16 protein-coding genes and 1 pseudogene are annotated in these 24,706 nt (G+C 44.9%); 8 read left to right on the top strand and 9 right to left on the bottom strand.

The features are described from left to right. Positions 1 to 58 precede the first annotated feature (58 nt). Positions 59 to 802, bottom strand: a complete 744-nt coding sequence (locus tag B9T20_RS07710) for a M48 family metallopeptidase (protein ID WP_094490517.1) — start codon at positions 800 to 802, stop codon at positions 59 to 61. Between the two features lie 202 nt (positions 803 to 1,004). On the opposite strand from B9T20_RS07710, the gene B9T20_RS07705 reads away from it, so the two are divergent. Both B9T20_RS07705 and B9T20_RS07700 read left to right on the top strand, forming a co-directional pair. After that, positions 1,005 to 1,691, top strand: coding sequence for a metal-binding protein ZinT (locus tag B9T20_RS07705; protein WP_094490516.1), 687 nt, complete (start codon positions 1,005 to 1,007; stop codon positions 1,689 to 1,691). 140 nt (positions 1,692 to 1,831) lie between these two features. Continuing rightward, complete coding sequence (locus B9T20_RS07700) at positions 1,832 to 3,097, top strand: MFS transporter (RefSeq protein ID WP_094490515.1); 1,266 nt, start codon at positions 1,832 to 1,834, stop codon at positions 3,095 to 3,097. Here B9T20_RS07700 and folK read toward each other — a convergent pair. Beyond that, positions 3,094 to 3,582, bottom strand: coding sequence for a 2-amino-4-hydroxy-6-hydroxymethyldihydropteridine diphosphokinase (gene folK, locus B9T20_RS07695; protein ID WP_094490514.1), 489 nt, complete (start codon positions 3,580 to 3,582; stop codon positions 3,094 to 3,096). The genes B9T20_RS07700 and folK overlap by 4 nt on opposite strands. 289 nt (positions 3,583 to 3,871) lie before the next feature. Here folK and B9T20_RS07690 point away from each other — a divergent pair, with 289 nt between their 5' ends. Beyond that, positions 3,872 to 4,075 (top strand): cold-shock protein, encoded by a 204-nt coding sequence (locus B9T20_RS07690; protein ID WP_008316013.1) that lies wholly within the window; start codon positions 3,872 to 3,874, stop codon positions 4,073 to 4,075. A 243-nt stretch (positions 4,076 to 4,318) separates the two neighbouring features. Continuing rightward, complete coding sequence (gene clpB, locus B9T20_RS07685; protein WP_094490513.1) at positions 4,319 to 6,922, top strand: ATP-dependent chaperone ClpB; 2,604 nt, start codon at positions 4,319 to 4,321, stop codon at positions 6,920 to 6,922. Positions 6,923 to 6,977: 55 nt separating this feature from the next. Here clpB and B9T20_RS07680 read toward each other — a convergent pair whose 3' ends face one another. Beyond that, a complete protein-coding gene (locus B9T20_RS07680) occupies positions 6,978 to 7,673 on the bottom strand; it encodes a HEPN domain-containing protein (protein WP_008316015.1) in 696 nt (231 codons plus the stop codon). Between the two features lie 172 nt (positions 7,674 to 7,845). On the opposite strand from B9T20_RS07680, the pseudogene bioB reads away from it, so the two are divergent. The 3 genes and pseudogenes from bioB to B9T20_RS07665 all read left to right on the top strand — a co-directional run. Further along, positions 7,846 to 8,778, top strand: a pseudogene (gene bioB, locus B9T20_RS07675) (biotin synthase BioB); the annotation flags it as partial. A gap of 139 nt (positions 8,779 to 8,917) precedes the next feature. Then, entirely contained in the window at positions 8,918 to 10,195 is a 1,278-nt protein-coding gene (gene aroA / locus B9T20_RS07670; protein ID WP_094490512.1) for a 3-phosphoshikimate 1-carboxyvinyltransferase, read from the top strand. Positions 10,196 to 10,198: 3 nt separating this feature from the next. After that, positions 10,199 to 10,594, top strand: coding sequence for a type II secretion system protein GspG (locus B9T20_RS07665; protein ID WP_094490511.1), 396 nt, complete (start codon positions 10,199 to 10,201; stop codon positions 10,592 to 10,594). On the opposite strand, the gene B9T20_RS07660 is transcribed toward B9T20_RS07665, so the two are convergent. From B9T20_RS07660 to B9T20_RS07645, 4 genes are all read right to left on the bottom strand, one after another. Next, complete coding sequence (locus B9T20_RS07660; protein WP_094490510.1) at positions 10,591 to 11,118, bottom strand: GNAT family N-acetyltransferase; 528 nt, start codon at positions 11,116 to 11,118, stop codon at positions 10,591 to 10,593. The genes B9T20_RS07665 and B9T20_RS07660 overlap by 4 nt on opposite strands. Next, positions 11,115 to 13,016 carry an FUSC family protein gene (locus B9T20_RS07655; RefSeq protein ID WP_094490509.1) on the bottom strand — a complete coding sequence of 634 codons (1,902 nt, stop codon included), beginning with the start codon at positions 13,014 to 13,016 and terminating at the stop codon, positions 11,115 to 11,117. Before B9T20_RS07655 ends, B9T20_RS07660 begins: the two co-directional genes overlap by 4 nt. A 43-nt stretch (positions 13,017 to 13,059) precedes the next feature. After that, complete coding sequence (gene pbpC / locus B9T20_RS07650; RefSeq protein WP_233491638.1) at positions 13,060 to 15,186, bottom strand: penicillin-binding protein 1C; 2,127 nt, start codon at positions 15,184 to 15,186, stop codon at positions 13,060 to 13,062. A 106-nt stretch (positions 15,187 to 15,292) separates the two neighbouring features. Beyond that, entirely contained in the window at positions 15,293 to 16,738 is a 1,446-nt protein-coding gene (locus B9T20_RS07645; protein WP_008316024.1) for a catalase, read from the bottom strand. Positions 16,739 to 17,124: 386 nt separating this feature from the next. On the opposite strand from B9T20_RS07645, the gene B9T20_RS07640 reads away from it, so the two are divergent. Continuing rightward, positions 17,125 to 21,900, top strand: a complete 4,776-nt coding sequence (locus B9T20_RS07640) for an alpha-2-macroglobulin (RefSeq protein ID WP_094490507.1) — start codon at positions 17,125 to 17,127, stop codon at positions 21,898 to 21,900. Positions 21,901 to 21,942: 42 nt separating this feature from the next. Here B9T20_RS07640 and B9T20_RS07635 read toward each other — a convergent pair whose 3' ends face one another. Next, on the bottom strand, positions 21,943 to 23,277 hold the full coding sequence (locus B9T20_RS07635; protein ID WP_094490506.1) for a CoA-disulfide reductase: 1,335 nt from the start codon (positions 23,275 to 23,277) through the stop codon (positions 21,943 to 21,945). A gap of 10 nt (positions 23,278 to 23,287) precedes the next feature. Next, entirely contained in the window at positions 23,288 to 24,703 is a 1,416-nt protein-coding gene (locus tag B9T20_RS07630) for an L-cystine transporter (RefSeq protein WP_094490505.1), read from the bottom strand. Positions 24,704 to 24,706: the final 3 nt, after the last annotated feature.

Genomic DNA, 24,706 nt, shown 5'->3' with positions numbered 1-24,706 from the left:
GATTGCATGATTTTCAATCAAAGCCATCCATCAAATAGGATGGCTTTTTTCATGAAGATTATTTTTGATCTGCAAGCATGCGTTGACGAATGTTGTTTGATCGTTTTGTTGAGGCAGGATGTGTGCTGAGTAGAGAACTGCCGCCGCCTAATTTATCAAAGGCTGAGGCAATGCCTGCAGGATTAAGATTGCGTTTTTTTAAATAATCATACGAGAAGTTGTCCGCCGCCAATTCTTGGGATTGAGAGAATTGAGCATTCACCAATTTTTGTGCCAAGTCGCCAAGCTGTGAACTGGTTAGATCGGCAATGGAGCTGTTGGCAGTTTTCACAATGGTGTTGCGTGCAAGTTCGGTGGCATAAGCCACTTGGACGCTCTTTTTACTGTGACCCAATGCCACATGGCCAAGTTCATGGCCCAGTACGCCTTGGATTTCATTGTCTGTCATTTTGTCCATCAAACCGCTGTACACACGCACGCAGCCGTTGGCCATCGCCCATGCATTCACATCATTGGTCATGTAAACTTTATAATTGACAGGCGTGCCGTTGACATTGTGGCCAAGGGCATTGGCAATGCGATTGAGGCGCTGAGCATAGGCGCTGTTTGCAGGTGCCACCTTATTTTTAGCATCCATTTCTTGGCAGGACTTTTGTGTCAATTGTTTGATGTCATTGTCAGATAATGACATGATCTGCGCGCTTTGCATGCCTAGAGAGAGCGTATCTTCTAGAGACAAACCTTTACAAGCCGTTAAAGTCAACAGGGCAGCCGATGCAATGAGCCAACGTGATGTGTGCATATGATCCTCATTATTGTTGTTAATGTTTCACGTGAAACGTTTTGAATGGCGCAAATTATACAGAAAAATTCTGCAAAATGATGCAAATTCCTGCAGGATCGAAACAATTATGAGAATGATTCTTGTTTGCATGAAAAATGTTCAGTCAATACAGAAAATCCTGTGCTATAACATTGATCCCTTTAACTTTTAGGAGAGTAACATGCAACACAAGCAGTTGTTATTGGCCCTATCGATGGCGATGGGTTTATCAATCTCTGGCGCATGGGCACATGGTTCACATGATCATGATCACGATCACAGTCATCACCATCATGAGCATCATCATGCACCGATGACCGAAAAGCAGCGTCAAGCCAGCAAAGGCTATTTTGAGGATCAGGATGTTAAAGCGCGTCAATTGAGTGATTGGCAAGGCGCGTGGCGTTCAGTTTATCCGCTCATTTTAAGTGGTGAGCTCGATGAAGTGATGGCAAAAAAAGCAGCGGATAAAGGTGATAAAACCGCTGATGAGTACAAAACATATTACACAAAAGGTTATGCCACTGATGTGGAAAACATTGTGATCGATGGCAACGTGATCGCTTTTCATGCGAAAGATCAATCCACATTTTGTGAATATGCACCGGCCGGCCACAAAATTTTAACGTATCCAAAAGGCAATCGCGGTGTGCGTTATCTGTTTGAGTGCCAACAAAAGGATTCCGGCGCGCCGTTATTCATCCAGTTTAGCGATCACATCATTGAACCTCGCCCGGCAGATCATTTCCATTTATACATGGGCAATGATTCCCAAGAAGCATTGTTTGATGAGTTAAGCAACTGGCCGACGTATTATCCCGATGCATTGACCAATGCAGAAGTGGTTGAAGAGATGTTGGCACACTGATGAAACGATCCTGTAGATTCTTTTTAATTGATCCTGAGATAAGCCTCGTGTAATCACGAGGTTTTTTTCTGTCCCCTCACAGGGCAAAATCGATCCATTTGGAGTAAGATGCGAATTTTGCGATCAACTCTAGGATGGATATGAAACAAGCATTGACTCGGTCAGACATTAAAACGCTTTCGCTCTCCTCATTAGGCGGCGCGTTGGAGTTTTATGATTTCATTGTCTTTTTGACCTTTATTCCCATTTTAAAACAGCATTTTTTCCCTGAGCAATCGGGACTTGATTCTTTAATGATGATTTATGGCATTTATGCGGTGGCTTATTTTGTGCGTCCGCTCAGTGGCATGATTTTGGCCCCCTTTGGTGATGTTGTGGGGCGTAAACGCATGTTTATGATCTCGCTCTTTTTAATGGCTGTGCCAACGTTAGCCATTGGTTTATTGCCAACGTATGATGACATTGGCGTATGGGCACCGATTTTATTGTTGTGTATGCGCTTATTACAAGGGATCGCGTTAGGGGGCGAAGTGCCAAGTGCACATGTGTTTGTCACAGAGCATGTCAAAGCCCATCACATGGGGCTTGCCAATAGTTTGATTGCCGCAGGGCTCACCTTTGGTGTCTTCATTGGTTATGCCATTTCAACATCATTGAATGTGCTTTTCACTGAAGCGCAAATCCAAGCGTATGCATGGCGTTTTCCTTTCATTATTGGCGGTGGTTTGGGATTGTTGGCACTCTATTTGCGCCGTTCATTACAAGAAACGCCCGTTTTTTTACAATTTAAAGCAGAACGCCAAAAAAGCAGCGAATTCCCCATGAAAACGGTCTTGCACAAATATTTAAAAGAGAGTTTTTGGGGCGTGATGAGCACATGGTTATTGATGACGGGCGTCATTATGGTGTTGCTCATTCCGAATTTAATGAAGTCAGAACTCTACGGATTGCCTGCTGAATTTGTCAATAAAATTGCGTTATTGGCAACCGCGATGAACATCATTGGCAGCGTGGTGGCCGGTTTATTGGTGGATCGCATCGGTTTGCCACGCACCATGATTCTATTTGCAGCGATGCTTGGCATCAGCAGCAGTATTTTCTTCAATGTGCTTGGGCACGGCGGCGATCACACCATGATTGCATGGTTGTATATGGGCAGCTCACTCTTTTTGGGTTTGGTTGCATGTGTACCGATCTTCATTGTGCGCTTGTATGAGCCGCGCGTGCGTTTATCAGGCATGGGATTTTCCTATAACATCGGTAATGCGCTGTTTGGTGGGCTCACCACATTTTTAGTGCCGGTGATTGCCCAACAATGGAATCAAAATTTTGTGACCCATTATCTGATTTTCCTATGTGTGCTTGGCGTTGCCTTAGGATGGATGGCCAAGCGCTTTAGCCTTTAATGCGCTAAGGGAATCACATAATCGTCAGGATCATTGCGGGCAATCAGCTCTGCAATGGTTCCTTGTGGCAAGCTTAAATCAGGGGCGATGTCACTCAGTGGAATCAAGACAAAATTGCGCTCATGCATCCGCGGATGGGGCACAATCAGTTTAGGATCATCATTGACCCAATCATCATACAGCAAGATGTCTAAATCCAATGTGCGCGCGCCAAATCGTACGGTGCGCGTGCGGCCATGCTTGAGCTCAATCGCTTGTAGGGCATGCAAAAGATCATAAGGCGCTAAACCAGTTTGCAGTGCAATGACGGCATTGATGATGTCAGGTTGCGCTGGGCCAATGGGTTTTGTGCGATAAAATTGTGAGCACGCCGTTAATGTTGTTTCAGGCAGCGCTTCGATCTCAGTGAGCGCTGTTTTTAAGTGTTCAAGCGGTTGGTCTAAGTTTGAGCCTAAGGCAATGTAGGTGTTTGATAATGCATGCATAATAAAGGGCAGGGGAAAGTGATCAAAAGCTCATCATATACGCTTTTTTATTGCATGCAACTCCTGCTTATAATATCAATGGGTTATATATTTTATGATACATCGTAGCTTAGGCAAGTTTTGGGTATTTTGATTAATATTTCATTTATTTGATCATTTTTGTTGCAAAGCATACAAATAACACGTAATGTAATGTCCATCACTATTAGATTTGTGGTGAGGCTTATCCATTTGGGTAAGTGGTTTGAAAACGACTATGAATATAGTCACTCTTTGTTTGAGGTTAAATATGCGTATCGGAACTGTAAAATGGTTCAATGAGTCTAAAGGTTTTGGTTTCATCACTCCTGAAGATGGTTCACCAGATGTATTCGTTCACTTTTCAACGATTCAAGGTGATGGCTTCCGTACTTTAGCGGAAGGTCAGAAGGTAGAATTCGAAGCTAAAGAAGGCGACAAAGGTTTACAAACTACTGTTTGTCGTGGTCTTTAATAGACTCTATTACACTGATATATAATAAGAAAATGTGTTTTAAGATATTGTTCTCAACTGAGAGTGAATATAAGTATTAAAACGTATCTTTCTATTGAATTAAACCCCGGTTCTGATCGGGGTTTTTTTGCACCTCAAAAAAGCTGTGGATAACTTTGTGAATCGCTCTTGTTTTTTTTAATTTCAGTCCCATTATGTTAATCAGCAAAGATTAATAAAAATTACTGATAAGGAGAACCAACGATGAGTTCAGAAAAATTTACAACAACCTTAACATCAGCATTATCAGAGGCTCAAAGCATTGCCATTGAGCATCACAACCAATTTTTAGAACCTGCCCATGTATTGCTTGCCATGCTCAAGCAAAAAGATGGCTCAGTGTTGCCAATTTTGCGTCAATGTCGCGTTAATGTGAATCGTTTGACAGATGATGTCGAAGCATTGGTTAAAAAAATGCCACAAGTTGAGGGCACCAATGATTTTCAAGTGAGTAAAGCATTTCAGCGTACATTGATTGCCGCGGAAAAAGCAGCGAATGCGCGTGGGGATCAATACATCTCCTCAGAGATCTTTTTGCTTGGCATTTTAGAAGAGAAAGGGGCGCTTACTGACCTTTTAAAAGATGCTGGTTTGAAAAAAGAGACATTATCAACCGTGATTGACAATTTACGCGGAGGTGAATCGGTGAATGATGCAAATTCTGAAGAGAACCGTCAGGCGCTCTCTAAATATACGGTGGATTTAACAAAGCGTGCTGAAGAGGGCAAACTCGATCCTGTGATTGGCCGTGATGATGAGATTCGTCGCTGCATTCAGGTCTTGTCGCGCCGCACAAAAAATAACCCTGTGTTGATTGGTGAACCGGGTGTGGGTAAAACCGCCATCATTGAAGGTTTAGCGCAGCGTATTGTCAATGGCGAAGTGCCAGAAGGCTTAAAGAACAAATCCGTTTTATCCTTAGACATGGGCGCATTGATCGCAGGGGCAAAATTCCGCGGTGAGTTTGAAGAACGTTTAAAAGCTGTGCTCAATGAGCTTGGCAAACAAGATGGCCGCATCATTTTATTCATTGATGAAATTCATACGATGGTGGGTGCCGGTAAAGGCGATGGTGCAATGGATGCAGGTAACATGTTAAAACCTGCATTGTCACGTGGTGAATTGCACTGTATTGGTGCGACAACGCTTGATGAATATCGTCAATACATTGAGAAAGATCCAGCACTTGAGCGCCGCTTCCAACGTGTATTGGTGGATGAACCGACCGTTGAAGACACCATTGCCATTTTGCGTGGTTTAAAAGAGCGCTATGAGATCCACCATGGTGTGGAAATTACGGATCCTGCGATTGTTGCTGCGGCAACTTTATCAAACCGTTACATCACGGATCGCCAATTGCCCGATAAAGCGATTGATCTTATCGATGAAGCGGCAAGTTTGGTGCGCATGGAAATCGACTCTAAACCTGAAGAGATGGATAAATTAGATCGCCGTTTGATTCAATTGAAAATCGAGCGCGAAGCCATCAAAAAAGAGAAAGATGATGCCTCTAAAAAACGCTTAGAAATCTTAGAGCAAGAGATTGAAGACTTATCAAAAGAGTATTCAGACCTTGAAGAGGTTTGGAAAAAAGAGAAAAGCGTGATGCAAGGCGCAACTTCCATTAAGGAAGACTTAGAAAAAGCGCGCAATGAAATGGAGGCGGCTCGTCGCTCTGGGGATTTAGCGAAAATGAGTGAGTTGCAATATGGTCGCATTCCTGAATTAGAAGCACAGCTTAAAGAAGCGCAGGCAAATGAAGGGGATGTTGAACGTAAAAATCAGCTCGTGCGCACGAATGTGACGTCCGAAGAGATTGCAGAAATTGTCTCTAAATGGACAGGCATTCCGGTCACGCGCATGCTAGAAGGTGAACGCGAAAAACTCTTGCACATGGAAAGCTTCTTAGCGAACCAAGTGATTGGGCAAAAAGAGGCGATCTCTGCGGTGTCTGATGCCGTGCGCCGTTCCCGTGCGGGCTTATCTGATCCTAATCGTCCGATTGGTTCCTTCCTATTTTTAGGGCCAACGGGTGTTGGTAAAACAGAATTGACCAAAGCATTGGCAAACTTCTTGTTTGACTCAGAAGCCGCAATGATCCGCATTGATATGTCCGAGTTCATGGAGAAACATTCCGTGGCACGTTTAATTGGTGCGCCTCCAGGCTATGTGGGTTATGAGGAAGGTGGTTATTTAACTGAAGCAGTGCGTCGCCGTCCATATTCTGTGATTTTGTTGGATGAAGTGGAAAAAGCGCATCCGGATGTGTTTAACATTCTCTTGCAAGTGCTTGATGATGGTCGCTTAACCGATGGCCAAGGCCGCACCGTGGACTTTAAAAATACGGTGATTGTGATGACATCCAACTTAGGTTCCGGCATCATTCAAGAGCAAACCCATGCGCTTTCGAACATGGATGAGAAAGATCAGTACGAAGCGATTAAAGCCTCTGTGATGGATGTGGTTGGGCAACATTTTAGACCTGAATTCATCAACCGTATTGATGACATTGTGGTCTTCCATCCGCTCAATAAAGAGAACATTCGTTCGATCGCAAAATTACAAGTGGATCGCGTGATCAAACGTTTAGCGGATCAAGAGATTGAGTTGGCCATCACAGATGGTGCATTAGATGAGTTGGGCGAAGTGGGTTATGATCCTGTCTTTGGTGCGCGTCCATTGAAACGTGCGATTCAGATTCATCTAGAAAATCCATTGGCGAAATCCTTCTTAAATGGTGAATTTAAGCCAAAAGATCATGTGCTCATTGGCGATGATTTATCGTTTCACGTGAAACATCACGAATAAGTGATACAAAAAACCTCGGCACTGCCGAGGTTTTTTTATGCCCATTTTCGCATTATTAATCATGAATCACCGGATAAAATGGGCGACCCCAAATGGGATCTTCAGGATTATTGAGCACCACAATGGCAAACACTGGCACTAAATGGCTGAGTAAACCGCAGGCTTGTTGTAATTGTTTGCGGTTTAAACGGCTGCCAAAGCTAGAACCCCCATGAAAAATTTGATTGCGAAGGGTATAAATGCGCTCAAACAAAATGAGGAGCAATGTTTTGGTGTCATGATTTTTAAGAGATTGATTTGCTTTGATGTTTTCATCTTCAAAGCGAGCGCGCCAATAACTTTCAGGTTGATCGGTTTCTTGATTGTGATAATCCCAAAACGGGCGAAATGCGTAGTGATTTTTCAAGAACATATGAATTTGAGAAGAGAATAGATCCCATAAAATCTTCTCTAATTTATCGCCCTCTTTTTGCACCATGATGTGGATGAAGTCTTTAAAGCGCTCTTTGTCATCCTGAAACCCTTGGCAGGCATAAATGGCATTAAATGCCACCCATAGATTCATAAATTGCATGTCTAATGTGTCGGGTAATTTATGTTTATTCGGTTTGCTTGGATGCGGCACGGGCGTACGTAAACGCTCGGCACTGTTGAGCCAACTCAATGTGCGATAAATGCGGTGTTGAACTTCTGCCGGCAAGCTGTCATTTTTTTCTTTAAATTGTTTTTCTAATACTTTTAGATAATTCATAGCATCCTCATTTTGATTGTTGTTCATGGGTTTTTATGATCACAATTTAACACAATTGGTATTTTGATGAGGCTGAGTTATGTAAATCATATGAATTTAATTCTGGTTTACATTCAGCCCAACTTTCCTCTATGATATGGGGCGTTACCATTATTATTAATCTGAGAATCGTATGAGTAAAAAAGTTTGGACCATTGAAGAAGCCGATGCGCTCTTTAAAAAACCACTGTTTGAATTATTGTTCGAAGCCCAGCAGGTGCATCGTCAGCATTTTGACCCAACCAAAATTCAAGTGAGCCGTTTGTTATCCATTAAAACAGGTCGCTGCTCTGAAGACTGTAAATATTGCTCGCAAAGTGTGCATCATGACACAGGTTTAGAAGCAGAAAAATTGATGGAAGTGCAAAAAGTCATCGAGGCTGCAAAAAAAGCGAAAGAAGATGGCGCGAGCCGTTTTTGTATGGGCGCGGCTTGGCGTAACCCGAAACCGCGTGACATGCCTTACATCAAAAAAATGATTGAAGAGGTCAAAGGCCTTGGCATGGAAACTTGTATGACGCTTGGCCAACTCACAGCAGAGCAAGCAAATGAGTTGGCAAATACGGGTTTAGATTACTACAACCATAACTTAGACACTTCCCCTGAATTCTATGGTGAAATTGTCACCACGCATAATTATCAAAACCGCTTAGATACATTAGATCATGTGCGTAACTCTGGCATGAAGATTTGTTCAGGCGGCATCATCGGTTTAGGCGAATCACAAAAGGATCGCGCATCCCTTTTGGTGCAATTAGCGAACATGCTCACACCGCCAGAAAGTGTGCCAATTAACCGCTTGATCCCGATTCAAGGCACGCCATTAGGTGGCAATGATCCTGTGGATGATTTTGACTTTGTACGCACGATTGCTGTGGCGCGCATCATGATGCCAAAATCCATGGTGCGTTTATCGGCTGGCCGTGAAAGCATGAGTTCTGAATTGCAAGCGTTATGCTTTATGGCAGGTGCTAACTCCATTTTCTATGGCGCTAAATTATTAACCAGCCCCAATGCAGATGAAGATGTGGACAATGCACTCTTTGAGCGTTTGAACTTAACGCCTGCAGAGAGCCCAATGATCGATGCGTGTTGATCCACACATCAGACCATAGTCACAAGTGCCCTTCAGTGTTAAACTTTAGGGCACTTTTTGTATGATATGTTGTATATTTCTAATTCAATGATGATCAAATGGGTGATGTATGGAAACATTAGCGCTTTCTAAAGTGACACACGCAGCAGGGACAATGACCGTACCCGGCTCAAAAAGTATTTCAAATCGTGCGCTATTATTAGCCGCATTGGCCGATGGTAAAACCCATTTGAAGGGTTTATTAGACAGTGATGATGTGCGCTATATGACTGAAGCTTTACTCACGCTTGGCATTCAAATTGAACGCATCAGCCCGACAGAATGCATCATTGAAGGCAATCAAGGTCATCTACCGACTAAAGAGGCAGAACTCTTTTTAGGCAATGCAGGCACGGCATTTCGCTCATTAACAGCAGCGCTTGCTCTCAACCAAGGTCATTATGTATTGCGTGGCATCCCGCGCATGCATGAACGTCCGATCAAAGATTTGGTGGAAGCCTTGCAATCGATGGGGTTAATGATCCACTATTTAGACAACGAAGGTTATCCGCCCCTTGAGATTTTTGATGCAGAGGTGATGCATGCAGAAGTGTCAGTCAAAGGCTCGGTGTCTAGCCAATTTTTAACGGCGCTCCTTTTGACCATTCCGATGACACAAAAGGCGATGACCATTCACATTGATGGCGAATTGATCTCAAAACCTTACATCACCATCACTTTAGCGATGCTCAAAGACTTTGGCATTGTGGTGGAAAATCGCAATTGGCAATCGTTTTACATTCCGGCAGGGCAAACTTATCAAGCGGTGGCGCATTATGATGTTGAGGGTGATGCATCAAGTGCTTCTTATTTTGCAGCCCTTGGCGCCATTGGCGGTGAGATTACGTTGCAAGGCATCAGCACACAGACCATCCAAGGCGATGTGGAGTTTTTGCGCGCCCTTGAAATGATGGGGGCAGAAGTTGAGTGGCATCGCAATCATGTCGTGGTGACAAGGCCTGCATCAGGATTGCGCGCCATTGATTTAGATTGCAATCACATTCCCGATGCAGCCATGACATTGGCTGTGCTTGCACTCTTTGCAAAGGGCACCACAACCCTTCGCAATATTGGCAGTTGGCGCGTTAAAGAGACCGATCGCATTCATGCCATGGCCACAGAGCTCACAAAATTGGGGGCGATTGTTGAAGAAGGCGAAGATTATTTAGTGATTACACCCGTTGATCAGCTCAATGAAAATGTCTCCATTGGCACTTATGATGATCACCGCATGGCGATGTGTTTTTCATTGTGCAGCTTTTTAGTGCCTGTGATCATCGAGGATCCAGCGTGCGTCAATAAAACCTTCCCCACATACTTTACTGAATTTAAAGCATTGGTGCGTTGATTCATGGTCAATCATGCACTTGGGGCGTTTTATAAGCGCTCATTGTCTTTAGTGGAGTTGATGATCATTTCGGTGATCATCGCCATTGTGGTCACCATCTTGGGGCAAAAGTTTTTGGGCTTTGATGATGACAGTAAATGGGTGTCAGTGAAGCAAAACATTCGCTCCATTGAAGGGGCGCTCAATCTTTATTATAAAGATGTGGGCCATTATCCGACGACAGAGCAGGGCTTACAAAGCTTGATCATGAATCCTCAAGTGGTCAATTGGCATGGGCCTTATATTGCTGAGCGTTTGATTGTCGATCCTTGGGGGCGATTGTATCGTTATGAAGCCTCAAATGGTGAATACATCATCTCATCACATGGCAAACATGGCTTAAAAGACACACAACCTTAAGTGAGGTTTTTGCGCATTGCGCAGCGCTGATCTGGTAAAAAACCCGCCTCAGTCTCTTCGCCAAGCACATCTAATAAAAAGAGGGAGAGCTCGGTGTCTGGAATTTCCACAAAGCCTAAATGCTCATACATCGGGCCATTCCACTCCACTTTTCTAAAGGTGGTGAGTGTAATGTTGGTGACATTTTTATCTTGCATGTCCGCCTCTAAAGCTTGCATCAGCGCTTTGCCAACGCCTTGACTTTGCCACTCTTCGCGCACGGAAAACTCACAAATATGAAAGGCATCTTGCATTTGCACGCCACTGATAAAACCAATCGGTTGATCATCATGGATGGCCACCCAACTGTTTTTTTGAGTGACAAAGCGTTGATGATCTTCCACAGAGTGGACATCTGCCGTGGCAATCCATGCCAATTCTGGAATGCTCGCAAAACGCGCAGCAGCTGAGCGCTCCACTTCTGGCAAATGTTCGCAATCATCATTGCGGGTTAAGCGTATTTCAAAATGCGGTTGTTCGATCATATTGCGGTTGTCTCTGACTTAAAGGCGGATTGTAACACATCAATTTCCTTTGCGATGCTCGAAAAGCCCGGAAGCGCCGGAATCGACAAAGGCTCATATGAAATGGAAGATTGGGTATGATTGGCCAATGTTTCAAATAAATAGAGTAAATGGGCCAGCGCTTCCGGGCTCAATGTGGGGCGATTTTGCATGTGTGCCGCTCGCTCAAGGAGTACCGAGAGCTTATCAAGGGAATAGATGATGGGCCAATAATATTCAATTAATGCTTTGTTTTTTGGGATCTCCCCAATGGCTGCTGTATAGAGCGCGGTGAGATTGGCAAGATTGGTTTGCATTTTTAGGCTGCGGATTTTAAGTTGAGCTTCGCTCTCTTTATTGTGTGGGCCAAACAATAGCAATAACATTTGTGATTGACTGCGAAGGGTGCGCATTAAAATTCGCGGCATGCGCATTGAGGCTGAGCGTTTACCCATGATCATTACGCCAATGATCCCGATGATGCTGCCAATGGCCACATCTAACATGCGTGCGCCTGCAAAGTGGAAAAATGAGAAGTCGCCTGCAGAAATGGTTTCTGCCAATAGCAATGCATTGGGCGTGATGAAGATCACCGCTAAGCCATAATTTTTGACGATGCAAAGCTCCGTCATGATGGTCAAAAGCAAAATACAGAGGGCAATTGGGTAGCCAGTGGGTTCAAAATAGAGGATTAAACTTGCGATGATGATCCCGATCATCGTGCCAAGGGCGCGTTGCAGGGCGCGGTGAAGTGTCGCCACCATCGATGCACCGGACATGACAGCCACACACGATAAGGGAATCCAATAAGAGCGGGTAAAATCAAAGCCATGCGCAATGAGGGAAGCAATGGTGGTGATGATGCCAAAGCGCACCGCAGTTAAAAAGACCAAGGAGTTACGATCGAGGGCTTGGGCTAAAATCATGCGAATGCTCACTTGATCATCAGCCGTTAGGGCAGGGAGCGATGTCATCGGCGCCGTTAAGGCAGCATGCATGGCGATAAAGTTATCCACAAGTGGGACATCCGCCGGTGGTTTAGGCAATGTAGATGTCTGTTTAAAAGATGTGAGGTTGCGTAAAATTTCCGTTAAATAGGCGCTTGCTTCTGTTGGCATGGGGCAGGGTGTCTGCTCTTCACGGTTAGAGAGCTCAATTAAGTATTCATTGCCCGCAACCGCTAAATGTAACAATCGGCGATAGGTTTCAGAAGGTGACCACGGCAAACGTCCTGCCATTAAGGTTTCATGAGCCTCTTTAAACGCTGCCATTGCTTTATACTTTTCACCATGAAATGCATCGGTGCCGGCTTTTTCTGTTAATTGAATGAGTTGCTGATACGCTTTTTGTAGGGATTGAATCTCTGGGCGATGAGGATGAATCAAAAAGCCGCTCATGGCAATGAGCCAAGAGAGCGCGGCGCCTAAACTCACTAAACCGGCGCGCATCAAGGCACCGGTTAAATCCACATGTGGCATGTCCGCCGTGAGGGCAAAAATTAGGACAAAAAAGATGGCTGAAGGCCCAATGAATTTAAGCGCATTGAAAATAAAGAGCGTAACGGCAGCAATTAAACCCATCACGACAGCAACGGCAATGGGATAAGGGGCTGTGATTGAGCCTAATAAAGAGGCCATGACCATGGCAATGCCCACAAATAATAGGCGCTTAGAGAGATGGGCATATGGCAGCCTAAATGCATAGAGGTAGGTAAAACCGCCAAGCCCTGCCATTAATCCGTAAGGCAATTGGTTCAGCCATAAGCCTAGAAAAATGGGCAGCGTCATGGCAATGCCTGCGCCGATGGCGCGCTCCCATGGGAATGAACGTTCATTGACGGCGATGGCTTCGCGAATCATCGCCGAGAGTTTATCTTTCATAGTGGCCCTCATGCGTCATTAAAGAATCATTATACGGCATTTATCACTCGCGCACTTCAAACACAATGCGATGCACTTTTTGTGCGTGATCCTGTACGCTTAAAGTGTGTTGCCCAAGCGCTAAGTTTGGAACATCCAGCTCATTGTGCTCAAGCAATTGACCATCTAAGTACCAACGAAACGGCGGATTACCGCGTGCCGTTAGGGCAATCGAATAGGGGCTTTTATAAATGATGCTCTGATTTTGTAGCGTTAAAATCTCTGCCGATTGCAGCAGTAAAGGCGCATCCGTGAGCAATTGCGGCCAACCAAAATGGGGCATTTCTCCCGGGGAATCATAGAGCGTAGGCGGCGTTTGTCCATTGATGGCATCGATGGTGTATTGCTGTTCACAGGCTTCAATCGGTACATCTGTAATGTTACGGCCACTTGGCCAACAAATGGTTTCTGTCGTAATGCCGCGCGGCTTTGTGAGGGTTGTTTGATCTTTAGGTAATAGATTAAAGACATCAAACAGGAGCGGCGTTGCATAGCGATTGGCGAGTGCACCCACATTCGGTACGCCATCTGGGCGCCCAACCCACACGCCTACTGTCCAATCAGCAGTTGTCCCCAGTGCCCAGCCATCACGATAACCATAACTTGTGCCCGTTTTCCATGCAATTTTACGGGGATTAAAACGGTTGGCAGGTCGTGTTTGGCTGAGGATTTTATGGGTGATCCAAGCGGCTTCTGGCGATAAAATTTGCCCTGTACTGGTGACAGTTTTTGGCGTAACTGTCATCGGATAAATTTGTCCGTCTGTGGATAAACTTGAAAATAAGCGCACTTGCTCCCACAGCGAAATGCCAACGCCGCCTAAAATCATGCTGAGGGTTGGGTAATCAATAGAGAGCTCAATGCCACTTTGGCGCAATTTTTGGGTGAAATAATGGGGCGTTAAATGTTGAAACACTTGCACAACTGGCACATTTAAAGAGAGCTGAAGTGCACGAAACATTGGCACAGCGCCCCTAAATTCATTGTCAAAGTTTTTGGGATAATAGCCATCAAAGCCGCGGCGCACATCCGTGAGGAGGCTCGCCTCATGGATGATGCCATAATCCATCGCCATGCCATAAGCAAAGGGCTTTAATGTTGAGCCTGGCGAGCGAATCGCCGTCACCATGTCCACATAACCAAAGCGCTCTGCATTAAAAAGGTCAGCCGATCCCACATAAGCAGCAATTGAATGAGTGTGATTATTCACCACCAACACAGCACCTGAGGCTTTTGCAGGCCATGTTTTACTCTGTGAGTGAAGGAGGGATTCAATTTTGCGTTGTAATTGACCATCCAGCGTTGTGTGGATCACATGTTGATCGGATTGTTGCTTTAAATTTTCCGCCAATAAAGGTGCGGAAAATTGCGTGCTTGAGGGCGTATAATTGATGGGTTCTTGTTGATAGCGAAGGGCATCTGTGGGAGAAATTTCGCCAAAATCTGCCAAGCGTGCCAAGACTTTATTGCGTGCGTACAGGGCTTTGGTCAATGAATGATCCGGACGATACACGCTCGGGCGCTGCGGTAATGCCACCAATAATGCACTTTCTGCGATGTTAAGGCTCGCAGCATCTTTACCAAAGTAACGCCAACTGGCAGCCTGCACCCCTTCGATGTTGCCGCCCATCGGTGCAATGTTGATGTACAGGGTTAAAATTTCCGCTTTCGTCAGCTGTTGTTCAAGCTGAATGGCTCGAAACATCTGTTCGATCTTACCCATAAAAGTGCGTTCATGCGGATAGAGTAGACGCGCCACTTGCATGGTTAAGGTTGAGCTGCCTGAGATGATTTTACGCTGTCCCACCCATTGCCCAAAGGCGCGCAATGTGGCTAATGGGTTGATGCCAAAATGGTGATAAAAATAGCGATCTTCATAGTGAATCAATGCATTGAGATAATTCGGATTCACATCATCCAGTGTCACCCAATGGCGGAAAATGCCTTCTGAATCGGCAAATTGCCTGAGCACTTCACCTTTTTGATCCACCACAACAACCGAAGGTTTAATTTTCGGAATCGACAAGGGATAAAAGTGATTAAAGAGCATGAATGCCGTAATTAAGAGCAGCACTAAGCCCACAAATGAGGCGCAAAGAAGGGTGATGAGCCGAAGGATAAATGCACGCATAAAAGGCATCAATGAGAAGAGGAAGTTAATTGTAGCGGATTTCCCATCAAAAAAGCCACATGCAAGCATGTGGCAAAACTCAATGTCAGTGGGGGAGTACTGACAATTACAATTTGATGTTAAGGCCTTTAGCGACGCCTTCACCGTAAGCTTGATCCGCTTTTAGGAAATGCGCGATCTGACGGCGTTGAATGTATTCATCAACGGTGCGCATAGAATCCACTAAGTTATCGATCAACAATTGCTTTTGCTCATCGTTCATTAAACGGAATAAGTTACCCGCTTGGCTGTAATAATCCGTATCTTCACGATGATCATATTGGTAAACGGCACCATCTTGCCCAACATTGTAGGCTGGATTTTTATGATCCGTTTGCTTTGGCGCATCGCTGAAGCTGTTGGGTTCATAGTTAGGTGCACTGCCTTGGTTGCCATCAAAACGCATGGCGCCATCACGTTGATAATTGTGGTATGGGCATTTTGGTGCATTCACAGGCAACTGTTGATAATTGGTGCCAATGCGATAACGCTGCGCATCTGCATATGCAAAAATACGACCTTGTAGCATTCTATCGGGTGATAAACCTGTGCCCGGAACCACGTTGCTTGGCGCCATGGCCACTTGTTCCACTTCTGCAAAGTAGTTGTCAGGATTGCGATTTAACACAATTTCACCCACTTCAATTAAAGGATGTTCTTTGTGTGACCACACTTTTGTTACGTCAAAAGGATTCTCTTCACGATTGGCTGCTTCCTCTTCGCTCATCACTTGGATATATACGCCCCATTTAGGGTAATTGCCGCTCTCGATGGCATGATATAAATCTTCTTGCGCATAATCTGGGTTGGTGCCCCCTAAAACTTCTGCATCTTTTGGATGAATGTTTTTGATGCCTTGTTTGGTTCTAAAATGCCATTTGATCCATGTGCGCACGCCATCTTTATTGACTAAGCTATAAGTATGGCTACCATAACCGTGCATGTGGCGGAAACCATCTGGAATCCCACGATCAGAGAATAAAATGGTCACTTGGTGCAAAGATTCAGGTGATAAAGACCAGAAATCCCACATGGCGCGCGGTGATTTTAAGTTGGTGCGTGGATCACGTTTTTGGGTGTGGATGAAATCTGGGAATTTGATGGCATCACGGATGAAGAAAACAGGCGTATTATTGCCAACAACGTCAAGGTTGCCTTCTTGTGTATAAAATTTCACGGCAAAACCACGTGGATCGCGCGCTGTATCGGCTGAACCGCGTTCACCGCCAACGGTCGAAAAGCGCATGAATACAGGTGTTTCTTTGCCCACTTGTGAGAATAAATCTGCATGGCTGTATTGCGTGATGTCATGGGTTACGGTAAATAAACCATGTGCACCGCCACCTTTGGCATGTACGCGACGCTCAGGGATGTTTTCACGGTTAAAGTGCGCCAATTTTTCAACTAAATGGTAATCTTCTAAACTCACAGGACCACGGCGGCCAGCGGTGATGGAGTTTTGGTTATCGGCAATCGGGGCGCCGTTGGCACTGGTTAAATATTTTTCTGACATATGAAGCTCCTCTATTGGTTATTCAGATGATTGATCTATAGAGTCATCCTAACGATCACACAACATAAAGGCTAATTAAGAGAATCTTGCAGTCTCATAAGGGAAATTTATGAGTCTGCACAGCCTGTGGATAACTTTGTGCATAAATACAGCAATTTTTATATATTAATAACCATATCAAATATTTATGTGATATGGAAATGTGGGTAACTTTTTGTGTAAAAAGTGTGATCTGGGGCAGATATCTCTATATTAATAATCTTTATGATGCTGATAAACAAGATTTTTCCGTTATATCATCCAGTAAATATTCCCTGTGGATAACATAGTATTTGCCGAAAATATTTGAGATAATTTTGAGCACTTAACCATATCAAGGATACTTTATGATCCCCCTGAAACGCTCGCTCCTTATGACAGCTTTAGCCGCTGTGCCCATTTTTGCACAAGCTCAAGTGGCTTCCATCAATTTAGCCAAATTCGATGATCAAGAAACCGTCACGGTTTTTTTTGATGATCCACAAGTTTTTAAACAAGATCAATTGCAAAAGCTCTTTGTGGTTGAAAAATATGATTATGAAGATTGGACGCGAAAACCCGACACCAAGGGCCAATGGCATTTGAGTAAAGATGGTTATCGCTTGTCATATTATCCAATTGGCGCGGGCGATTACTTAGTGAAGTCGGGATCATTTAAGGATCACGGCGGCAATGAATATCGTGAATATGTATATGTGGGTGAAGCGTCTTCCTCCGTCAAAATCATGGGCAGAGGTCCTGTGATGCCGATCGCCCAAGGTGCGCTCAGTATTGAGATGATGGGCACGGAAGAGGTGGACATTGAGTTTTTTAAGCTGGATCATTTACCACAATTTTTAGAGCGCTTTTACATTGGCTCTAACATCAGTCAATGGGATTTGAGCCGCTATGTGAAAGACATGACACCTGCGGGCATTTTCCGCTATCGTGCCCCAAGTCACATTGATACTACGAAAAAAACACTGCATAACATTCCGGTGGATCAAAACATTACATCCGGTGCATACATTGTTACGGTCAATGCTGCTGGTGAAATCAGCCGCAATTTAGATACGCGCATTTTATTCATTACGGATATGGGGTTGCATGCTCGTTTGTATCCGAATGAAACAGTGATTGTGGGCAATCAATTTTCCACAGGAGCACCGATTGATGGTGCAACGGTTGAAGTGTGGCGCAATGATCAAGGCAAAGTTGCCATTACTGAAGATCTTTGTTGGTTTAAGGAAGGCGTGTGTCGCATTCCACAAAAATTAACGCGTGATGACATTGTGGTGGCTAAAAAGGGCTCGGATGTTTCCATTTTGCCATTGAAAGAAATTGCCCTTGATCTCAATGATTATGCCGTAGATGGTGCGCCATACAGTGATCAGGTGGCGTATGTTTACAGTAACCGTGAGCTTTATCGCCCCGGTGAGGTGATGCCCATGAACATTTTACTGCGCAATCAAGATGGGCAAATGTTGCCAAAGCAGCCCATCAACATCCGTTTGATTAATCCTGAACATAAAGTGGTGTATGACAATACGGTTGAATCCATTGAAGCAGGTTTTTATCAAACCCATTTATCCACAAGTGCTGCGGATAAAACAGGGCGTTATCGCGTGGAAGTGCGCACAGATGCCGCCAGTGAAAAACCCAATGGTGCGTTAAATTTATTCATTGAAGAATTCATGCCAGAGCGCATGGCACTGACATTGTCTGGCGTGAAAGATCAATATGATCTGCGTGATGATGTGATGCTTGGCATGGATAGCCACTATCTTTTTGGTGCGCCTGCCAGTCACAATGGCGTGAAGATTCAAGGGGATTTACACGTCAATCGTACACCGTTTAAAGGACATTCCGATTGGTATGTGGGCACGCTCGATTTTCCATTCAGTGCTGTGACCGATCAAATCGCTTATGACAGTACATTAAATGCTGAAGGTAAAGGCGAGCAGCGCCTATCTTTAGGTATGGAATCAGGTTTGCCTGCGGTTTCTGCTGTTTTGGGTTTAGCGGCAAATGTGACGGTGTTAGATGGTCAAACCAGTGGCATCACACGTAGCTTTAAAACAGACTTTTGGCCGACGAATGTGGTGCCCGTGATTCGTCCGCTCTTTGGAAAAAATGAGCTCGGCTATGGAGCAGAAGCGACATTTGAGATTTTCATTGCCAAGCAAAATCAGCAATATGGCACAGGTGATCTAAAGCTCACCTTAAAGTATAAGGACAGCGCCTGCACATGGGTTTATAACCCAAACAGCGGCTGGGATTGCCATGAGAATTACAATTATCAAATTCGTGAACAAAAAGTGGTGACAGCAGCCGGCAAACCCATCACTTATCAAGTCAATCCCAACAGTTGGGGCAATTATATTTTAGAGGTGGAGGATTTATCTTCCCGCATGGTGACGCAATATCCATTCAGTGCTGAATGGTCAAGCACATCATCTGGGCAATTGCCAGCGGTGAAGCCCAATGCTTTGGCGCTTTCCACCGATAAAGCGGCATATCAAACGGGTGAAACCATTACCCTGACGATTGATGCGCCTTTAGATGGTAATCTCACGTTGATATTAGAGGGCGGGCAACTGTTGTATACCCAAAATCTCAATGTGAAAAAGGGTAAAACCACAGTTAAAGTGCCATTAAATGCAGATTGGAATCGTCATGATCTTTATTTATCGGGTTTATTGCTCTCCACCACCAAGCAGAAAGAAGTGGTGCGTTCACTTGGCTTAATTCCCATTCATTTGAATCGTGCGGATCGTTTATTGTCGCCAAAAGTCAGTGCAACCACAGTGGCATTGCCGGATCGCCCAACCACCATTAAGATTTCTGTCCCAAATGCAGATCAAGAGTCACTGTATGCCACTGTAAGCATTACGGATCAAGGCATTTTAAACATGATTCCTGAACGCGCCATGAGCATTTTTGATGCCTTTTTTGCCCATCAAAAATATGGCGTGGACATCATCGACTATTACAATCGCCTCTTTAAACGTGGTGCCTATGCATTATTGGTGCCAAAATTCGGGGGAGATGGTCAAGCATCTGCTGAAGATGGTTTAAGCATTGACAATATGACCGAGATGAAAACCGTTTCCCTGATGAGTGAGCTCATTGCCTTAGATGACAATGGACAAGGTGAAGTGACATTATTGTTGCCTGATTTTAATGGCGAAGCGCAAGTTGAGGTGAAAGTCTTTTCAAACAATCGCATGGGTGAGCAACAAGAAAAAATGATCATTCGCGCGCCCATTGTGGCGGACATCGTAACGCCGCGCTTCATTCGCGTGGGCGATGAGAGCAATGTATCTTTGTCTTTGCATAATTTAAGCGGTGAAAAAGATGATGTGAATATTCATGTCACAAGCCCTGAATTGGCATTGGATTTTACTGAAAGGGTCACGTTAAAAGATGGCGAAAGTCGTCAGCATTTGATTCCGATTTCATTGCATGAATATACACAAGGTGCGGACATTGCATTGTCAATTGATGCAAAAAGTTATCAAGCAGAGCGCAATTATCGCTTAGGGACGGATCCCATCACAGAGCGCACCACACAATATCAACGTGAATTGTTGCCTAAAGGTCAAACATGGGTGAGAAATGCGGCGCTCACAGATCCATTTGATCGCAACTATCAGGAGCGTTTGACATTATCGCGCCACCCACAAGTGAATGTGCTCTCTTATACGGATGGTTTATTCAGTTATCCATATGGTTGTACTGAGCAAACAACCAGTGCAGCTTTCCCGTGGTTGTTTAAAAGCAATCCTTTGTTAGATGGGCAAAAAGAGCAGGTGTATCGCAATTATGAAGCGAGCCATCAAGCTGCGAATGGTCCGCGCTTAGAGTATGCCGCATGGGAAAAAGAGATGCTGCGCGATGTGGTGAAACAGTTGGTTGATCGTCAGCGTGAGGATGGTGGTTTCTCATTTTGGACAGTAGGGGAGAGTTATTTCCCAACCTCTGTGTATGCGTTAGACTTTTTAACGCAATTGGCGAAGCAGGATCCAAGTTTGGTCTCCCCAACGGTGGTGGATCAAGGATTGCGTTATGTGAAGCAGCGCTTAACTGAAACGTATCAAGCATCGAACAATGAAGGTGCTTATCTATTAGGTGAAGCGGAGCTCAATCATTTAAGTTATGGCGTATGGTTATTGGCACGTGAAGGTAAAATCTTCAGTGCGGATATTGCATTTTTAGAGTCTTATACAGCCACATTGAGTCCTTTGAGTCGCGTTTATTTAGCGGGGGCAAACTTAATGCTAAGTCACCCAACGGCTGCCCGCCATTATCTCAATCATTTAGATTTTATGGGTTGGCAGCGTGATTTTGGGGCTTATCAAACGCGTGTTTCGGCTTTAGCAAATGCGATCAATGTGCTCAATGAATTGACGGTGAAAGGTTTGTTTACAGATGTAGCCAAAACTCAGCAGCTGAATGTTGATCTCAATAATGCATTGAATCAAAAACAATATTTCAGTACGCAAGAGCGCTATGCGCTCATTAAAGTGGGCATTGATACGATTGAGGATACAGTGCCGTTATCTGTATTGATCAATGGGCAAGCCGATGAAGTGACGCCTGATGAGCCCATCAATGCCAATCACATTGCCAAATTAACGGCACAAGAGCCACTCTTTTTAGAGTATGAAATCTCAGGCTATCCTTCAAAGGCTTTAGATGCACGCAATTTTAATGTGGATTTTGCAAAAGATTATGTGACAGGCGATGCTCAAGCATTGTCAGTCGGTGAGCGCTTTGTGGTGTATGTCACGCTCAAATCTGAAAAGAATCTACCGAATGCATTGCTCGCTGATTTTGTGCCCACAGGTTTTGTACTCGTCAATCCAAATTTGGTGACGGACAATGTCGATGAATTTTATGAGCAGTACAATGCGACGAATTTAACGCGCAATGTGCTCACCCATGAAGAGTATCGTTTTGATCGTTATGTGGCGGCGTTTGACCTTAAAGCAGGGGAAACATATCGCTTTGCGTATGTGTTAGAGGCACAAGTGCCTGGCAATTATCAGGTGCCCATCACATTGCTAGAGGACATGTACATCCCTGAGCTTCGAAACATTATGGTGACCAAAGGGCGTTATCGCATTGAAGCAAAACCATAGATAAAAAAAACCGCAGCAAGCTGCGGTTTTTTATGGCATCGATTATTTAGCAATGCTACCAGCGATGTTCAAAGCATCCCACACGCGCGCAAAGGGCGGTGCATAAGCAAAGTCTAAAAAGGCCAAATCATCAGTGGTGAGCTTTGTCATGATCGCGACGCTTAATGCATGCATGCGATGGACGGCGCCACCATTTTCACCAAAGACTTGCGCGCCTAAAATGACTTTGGTCTCAGGATGATAAAAGAGCAAAATGGCGAGCATCGCTTGCCCTTTGCAATAGTTGGCATGGTTTTTATCCGTCAACATGACTTTTTGATGAGGAATGTTATGGGCTGCGAGCTCTTTGCTCGATAACCCAACGCGGCCTGCTTCCACAGACAACAGTTGAACAGCAGCGGCATTGAGGAGCCCTTTAAAGGCTTTTTGGCCGCCCACAATGTTTTCCCCAATGATGCGTCCAAGTTTATTGGCCCCCGTTGCCAGCGGCGAATACACATCTGTTTGCAGCTGTGCATGCCAAACGGTGGCGCAATCACCTGCAGCATAAATGTGCTCCACATTCGTTTGGCCATATTGATTGGTGCGGATGGCACCATTTGGCAACATGGCTAAACCACTCTCTTTTAAAAATGCGGTATTTGGACGAACGCCGGTGCAAACCACCACTAAATCAGAAGGATAATGACCTTGTGCGCTGATGACGCCAGTGACCGTATCATTGCCCTCAATTTTGGTGACTGACTCGTTCAGATGTACATGCACATTATTTTGTGCATGCAATGTTTTTAGCAATAGATCTGAAAATTCAGGCTCAAAGGCTTCTGGCATGAGGCGATTTTCACGCTCAAAAAGATGCACGGTTTTCCCAAGGTGAACCAATGCTTCCACAAGTTCAAGCCCGATGAAGCCTGCACCGATCACGGTCACGGTTTTGATGGCATCGGTGCGCACAATTTCACGCAGCGCCAAACCATCGGCCATGGTTTTAAGGGTAAAGACATTGTTCAGCGTGATGTTTTCAATCGGTGGCAAAATGGCACTGCCGCCCGTTGCGATCATCAATCGATCATACTGATCCTCAAATGTGTCACCGTTATGGTTGACCTTGAGGGTTTTTGCAGCAGGATCAATGGACTCAACTGTGTGCAGTGTTTTAACCGTGATGCCTTTTTTGGCAAAATCCTCAGGCGTCAATTCAGACATATATTGTGGATCATCAAACTCACCGCCCACATAATAGGGCAATCCACAGGCGCCAAAGGAGGTGATGTCACTTGCTTCATACACCACAATGTCCGCTGTTTTATCCATGCGTTTGGCCTTTGCGGCAACGCTCATGCCCGCCGCTTGTGCCCCAATGATGACGATTTTCATACGCGCCTCCTTAGTTCAACTCATTTGTGCTGGCATCTGAGTCTAATTGCACTTGCTCATTGCTGTTGAAAGTTTCCGTGTCAATTTCACCCAAAACACGTGCAGTGACGGTGCCTGCGGTGATGGAGCCAGAAACGTTTAATGCGGTGCGACCCATGTCAATCAAAGGCTCAATGGAGATGAGTAAACCTGCAAGCGCCACAGGGAAATCAATGGCAGAAAGCACAATGAGGGCGGCAAATGTTGCGCCGCCACCAACGCCAGCGACACCAAAAGAGCTGATGGCAATGATCACCAATAACGGCAAGATGAAGCTGAGTGTCCAAGGATCAACACCCATTGTGGGGGCAATCATAAAGGCAAGCATGGCAGGATAGATACCGCCGCAACCATTTTGACCAATGGTGGCGCCAAAGGAGGCTGAGAAGTTAGCCACGCCCTCAGAGATCCCTAAACCTTGGGTTTGTGTGCGAATGTTAAAAGGAATGGACGCTGCGCTGCTGCGTGATGTGAAGGCAAAAATCAATACAGGGATGATTTTTTTCACATATTGAATGGGGTTTAAACCGGTTGCGGTGATGATGATCAAATGAATGATGAACATCGCAATTAACGCAACGTAAGATGCCGCCACAAAGCTGATGAGTTTAACAATTTCTGCAAATTCAGAGATGGTCACCATTTTTGCCATCAACGCTAAAACGCCATATGGGGTTAAACGTAAAATGATGGTCACCAAACGCATCACAATGGCATGCGCCACTTGCATAAAATGTTCAAAGGATTTGAAAAGATCGGGTTTTTTCTTAGCAACACCCATCGCTGCAATCCCGATGAATACAGAGAAGATCACAACTGCGATGGTGGAGGTTTTGCGTGCGCCGGTCATGTCTAAAAATGGGTTGGCCGGAATGAAGTCAATGATCATTTGGGCAAAAGAGAGATTGCCTAAATTGCTTTGTGTGGCTTCTAAATAAGAGCCGCGCGCCGCTTCAGCCGATCCTGCCACCATGCCTTCAGCTGTTAAGCCAAAGAGATGCGCCACCACAATGCCCACAAAGGCTGCAATCATCGTGGTGATGACGAGCATACCGATGGAAAGTGCACTGATCTTACCAAGAGATGAGCCCTCTTTTAAACGGATGATGGCTGAGATCAATGACACCATAATGAGCGGCATGATGATCATTTGTAAGAGCTTGACGTAGCCTGTGCCCACAATGTCGATGTAGGCGACGGTGTTGGTTAAGCTCGGTGCACCTTTGGTGTACAAAAAGTGCATCGCAAGGCCATAGAGAACACCTAAGCCAAGGGCGGTAAAAACGCGTTTAGCGAATGAAAAATATTTCTTTTGCATCCAAAAGAGAAGATACAACAGTGCCGCAAAGACGGCCAGATTGCTGAGGGTGATGAATACACTGTTCATAAT

It is taken from the genome of Wohlfahrtiimonas sp. G9077 (assembly GCF_002252155.1).
GTDB lineage: Bacteria > Pseudomonadota > Gammaproteobacteria > Cardiobacteriales > Wohlfahrtiimonadaceae > Wohlfahrtiimonas.
Note: the sequence above shows the minus strand (reverse complement) of the source record. Positions and strands in the feature narration are given on the sequence as shown.

What these genes read in the sequence shown, in the direction of transcription:
- B9T20_RS07630 (WP_094490505.1), bottom strand. Translation starts at nt 24,703, where the DNA reads ATGAACAGTGTATTCATCACCCTCAGCAATCTGGCCGTCTTTGCGGCA.
- B9T20_RS07635 (WP_094490506.1), bottom strand. Translation starts at nt 23,277, where the DNA reads ATGAAAATCGTCATCATTGGGGCACAAGCGGCGGGCATGAGCGTTGCC.
- B9T20_RS07640 (WP_094490507.1), top strand. Translation starts at nt 17,125, where the DNA reads ATGATCCCCCTGAAACGCTCGCTCCTTATGACAGCTTTAGCCGCTGTG.
- aroA (WP_094490512.1), top strand. Translation starts at nt 8,918, where the DNA reads ATGGAAACATTAGCGCTTTCTAAAGTGACACACGCAGCAGGGACAATG.
- B9T20_RS07710 (WP_094490517.1), bottom strand. Translation starts at nt 802, where the DNA reads ATGCACACATCACGTTGGCTCATTGCATCGGCTGCCCTGTTGACTTTA.
- B9T20_RS07660 (WP_094490510.1), bottom strand. Translation starts at nt 11,118, where the DNA reads ATGATCGAACAACCGCATTTTGAAATACGCTTAACCCGCAATGATGAT.
- B9T20_RS07655 (WP_094490509.1), bottom strand. Translation starts at nt 13,016, where the DNA reads ATGAAAGATAAACTCTCGGCGATGATTCGCGAAGCCATCGCCGTCAAT.
- B9T20_RS07705 (WP_094490516.1), top strand. Translation starts at nt 1,005, where the DNA reads ATGCAACACAAGCAGTTGTTATTGGCCCTATCGATGGCGATGGGTTTA.
- B9T20_RS07645 (WP_008316024.1), bottom strand. Translation starts at nt 16,738, where the DNA reads ATGTCAGAAAAATATTTAACCAGTGCCAACGGCGCCCCGATTGCCGAT.
- folK (WP_094490514.1), bottom strand. Translation starts at nt 3,582, where the DNA reads ATGCATGCATTATCAAACACCTACATTGCCTTAGGCTCAAACTTAGAC.
- B9T20_RS07700 (WP_094490515.1), top strand. Translation starts at nt 1,832, where the DNA reads ATGAAACAAGCATTGACTCGGTCAGACATTAAAACGCTTTCGCTCTCC.
- pbpC (WP_233491638.1), bottom strand. Translation starts at nt 15,186, where the DNA reads ATGCGTGCATTTATCCTTCGGCTCATCACCCTTCTTTGCGCCTCATTT.
- B9T20_RS07690 (WP_008316013.1), top strand. Translation starts at nt 3,872, where the DNA reads ATGCGTATCGGAACTGTAAAATGGTTCAATGAGTCTAAAGGTTTTGGT.
- B9T20_RS07665 (WP_094490511.1), top strand. Translation starts at nt 10,199, where the DNA reads ATGGTCAATCATGCACTTGGGGCGTTTTATAAGCGCTCATTGTCTTTA.
- clpB (WP_094490513.1), top strand. Translation starts at nt 4,319, where the DNA reads ATGAGTTCAGAAAAATTTACAACAACCTTAACATCAGCATTATCAGAG.
- B9T20_RS07680 (WP_008316015.1), bottom strand. Translation starts at nt 7,673, where the DNA reads ATGAATTATCTAAAAGTATTAGAAAAACAATTTAAAGAAAAAAATGAC.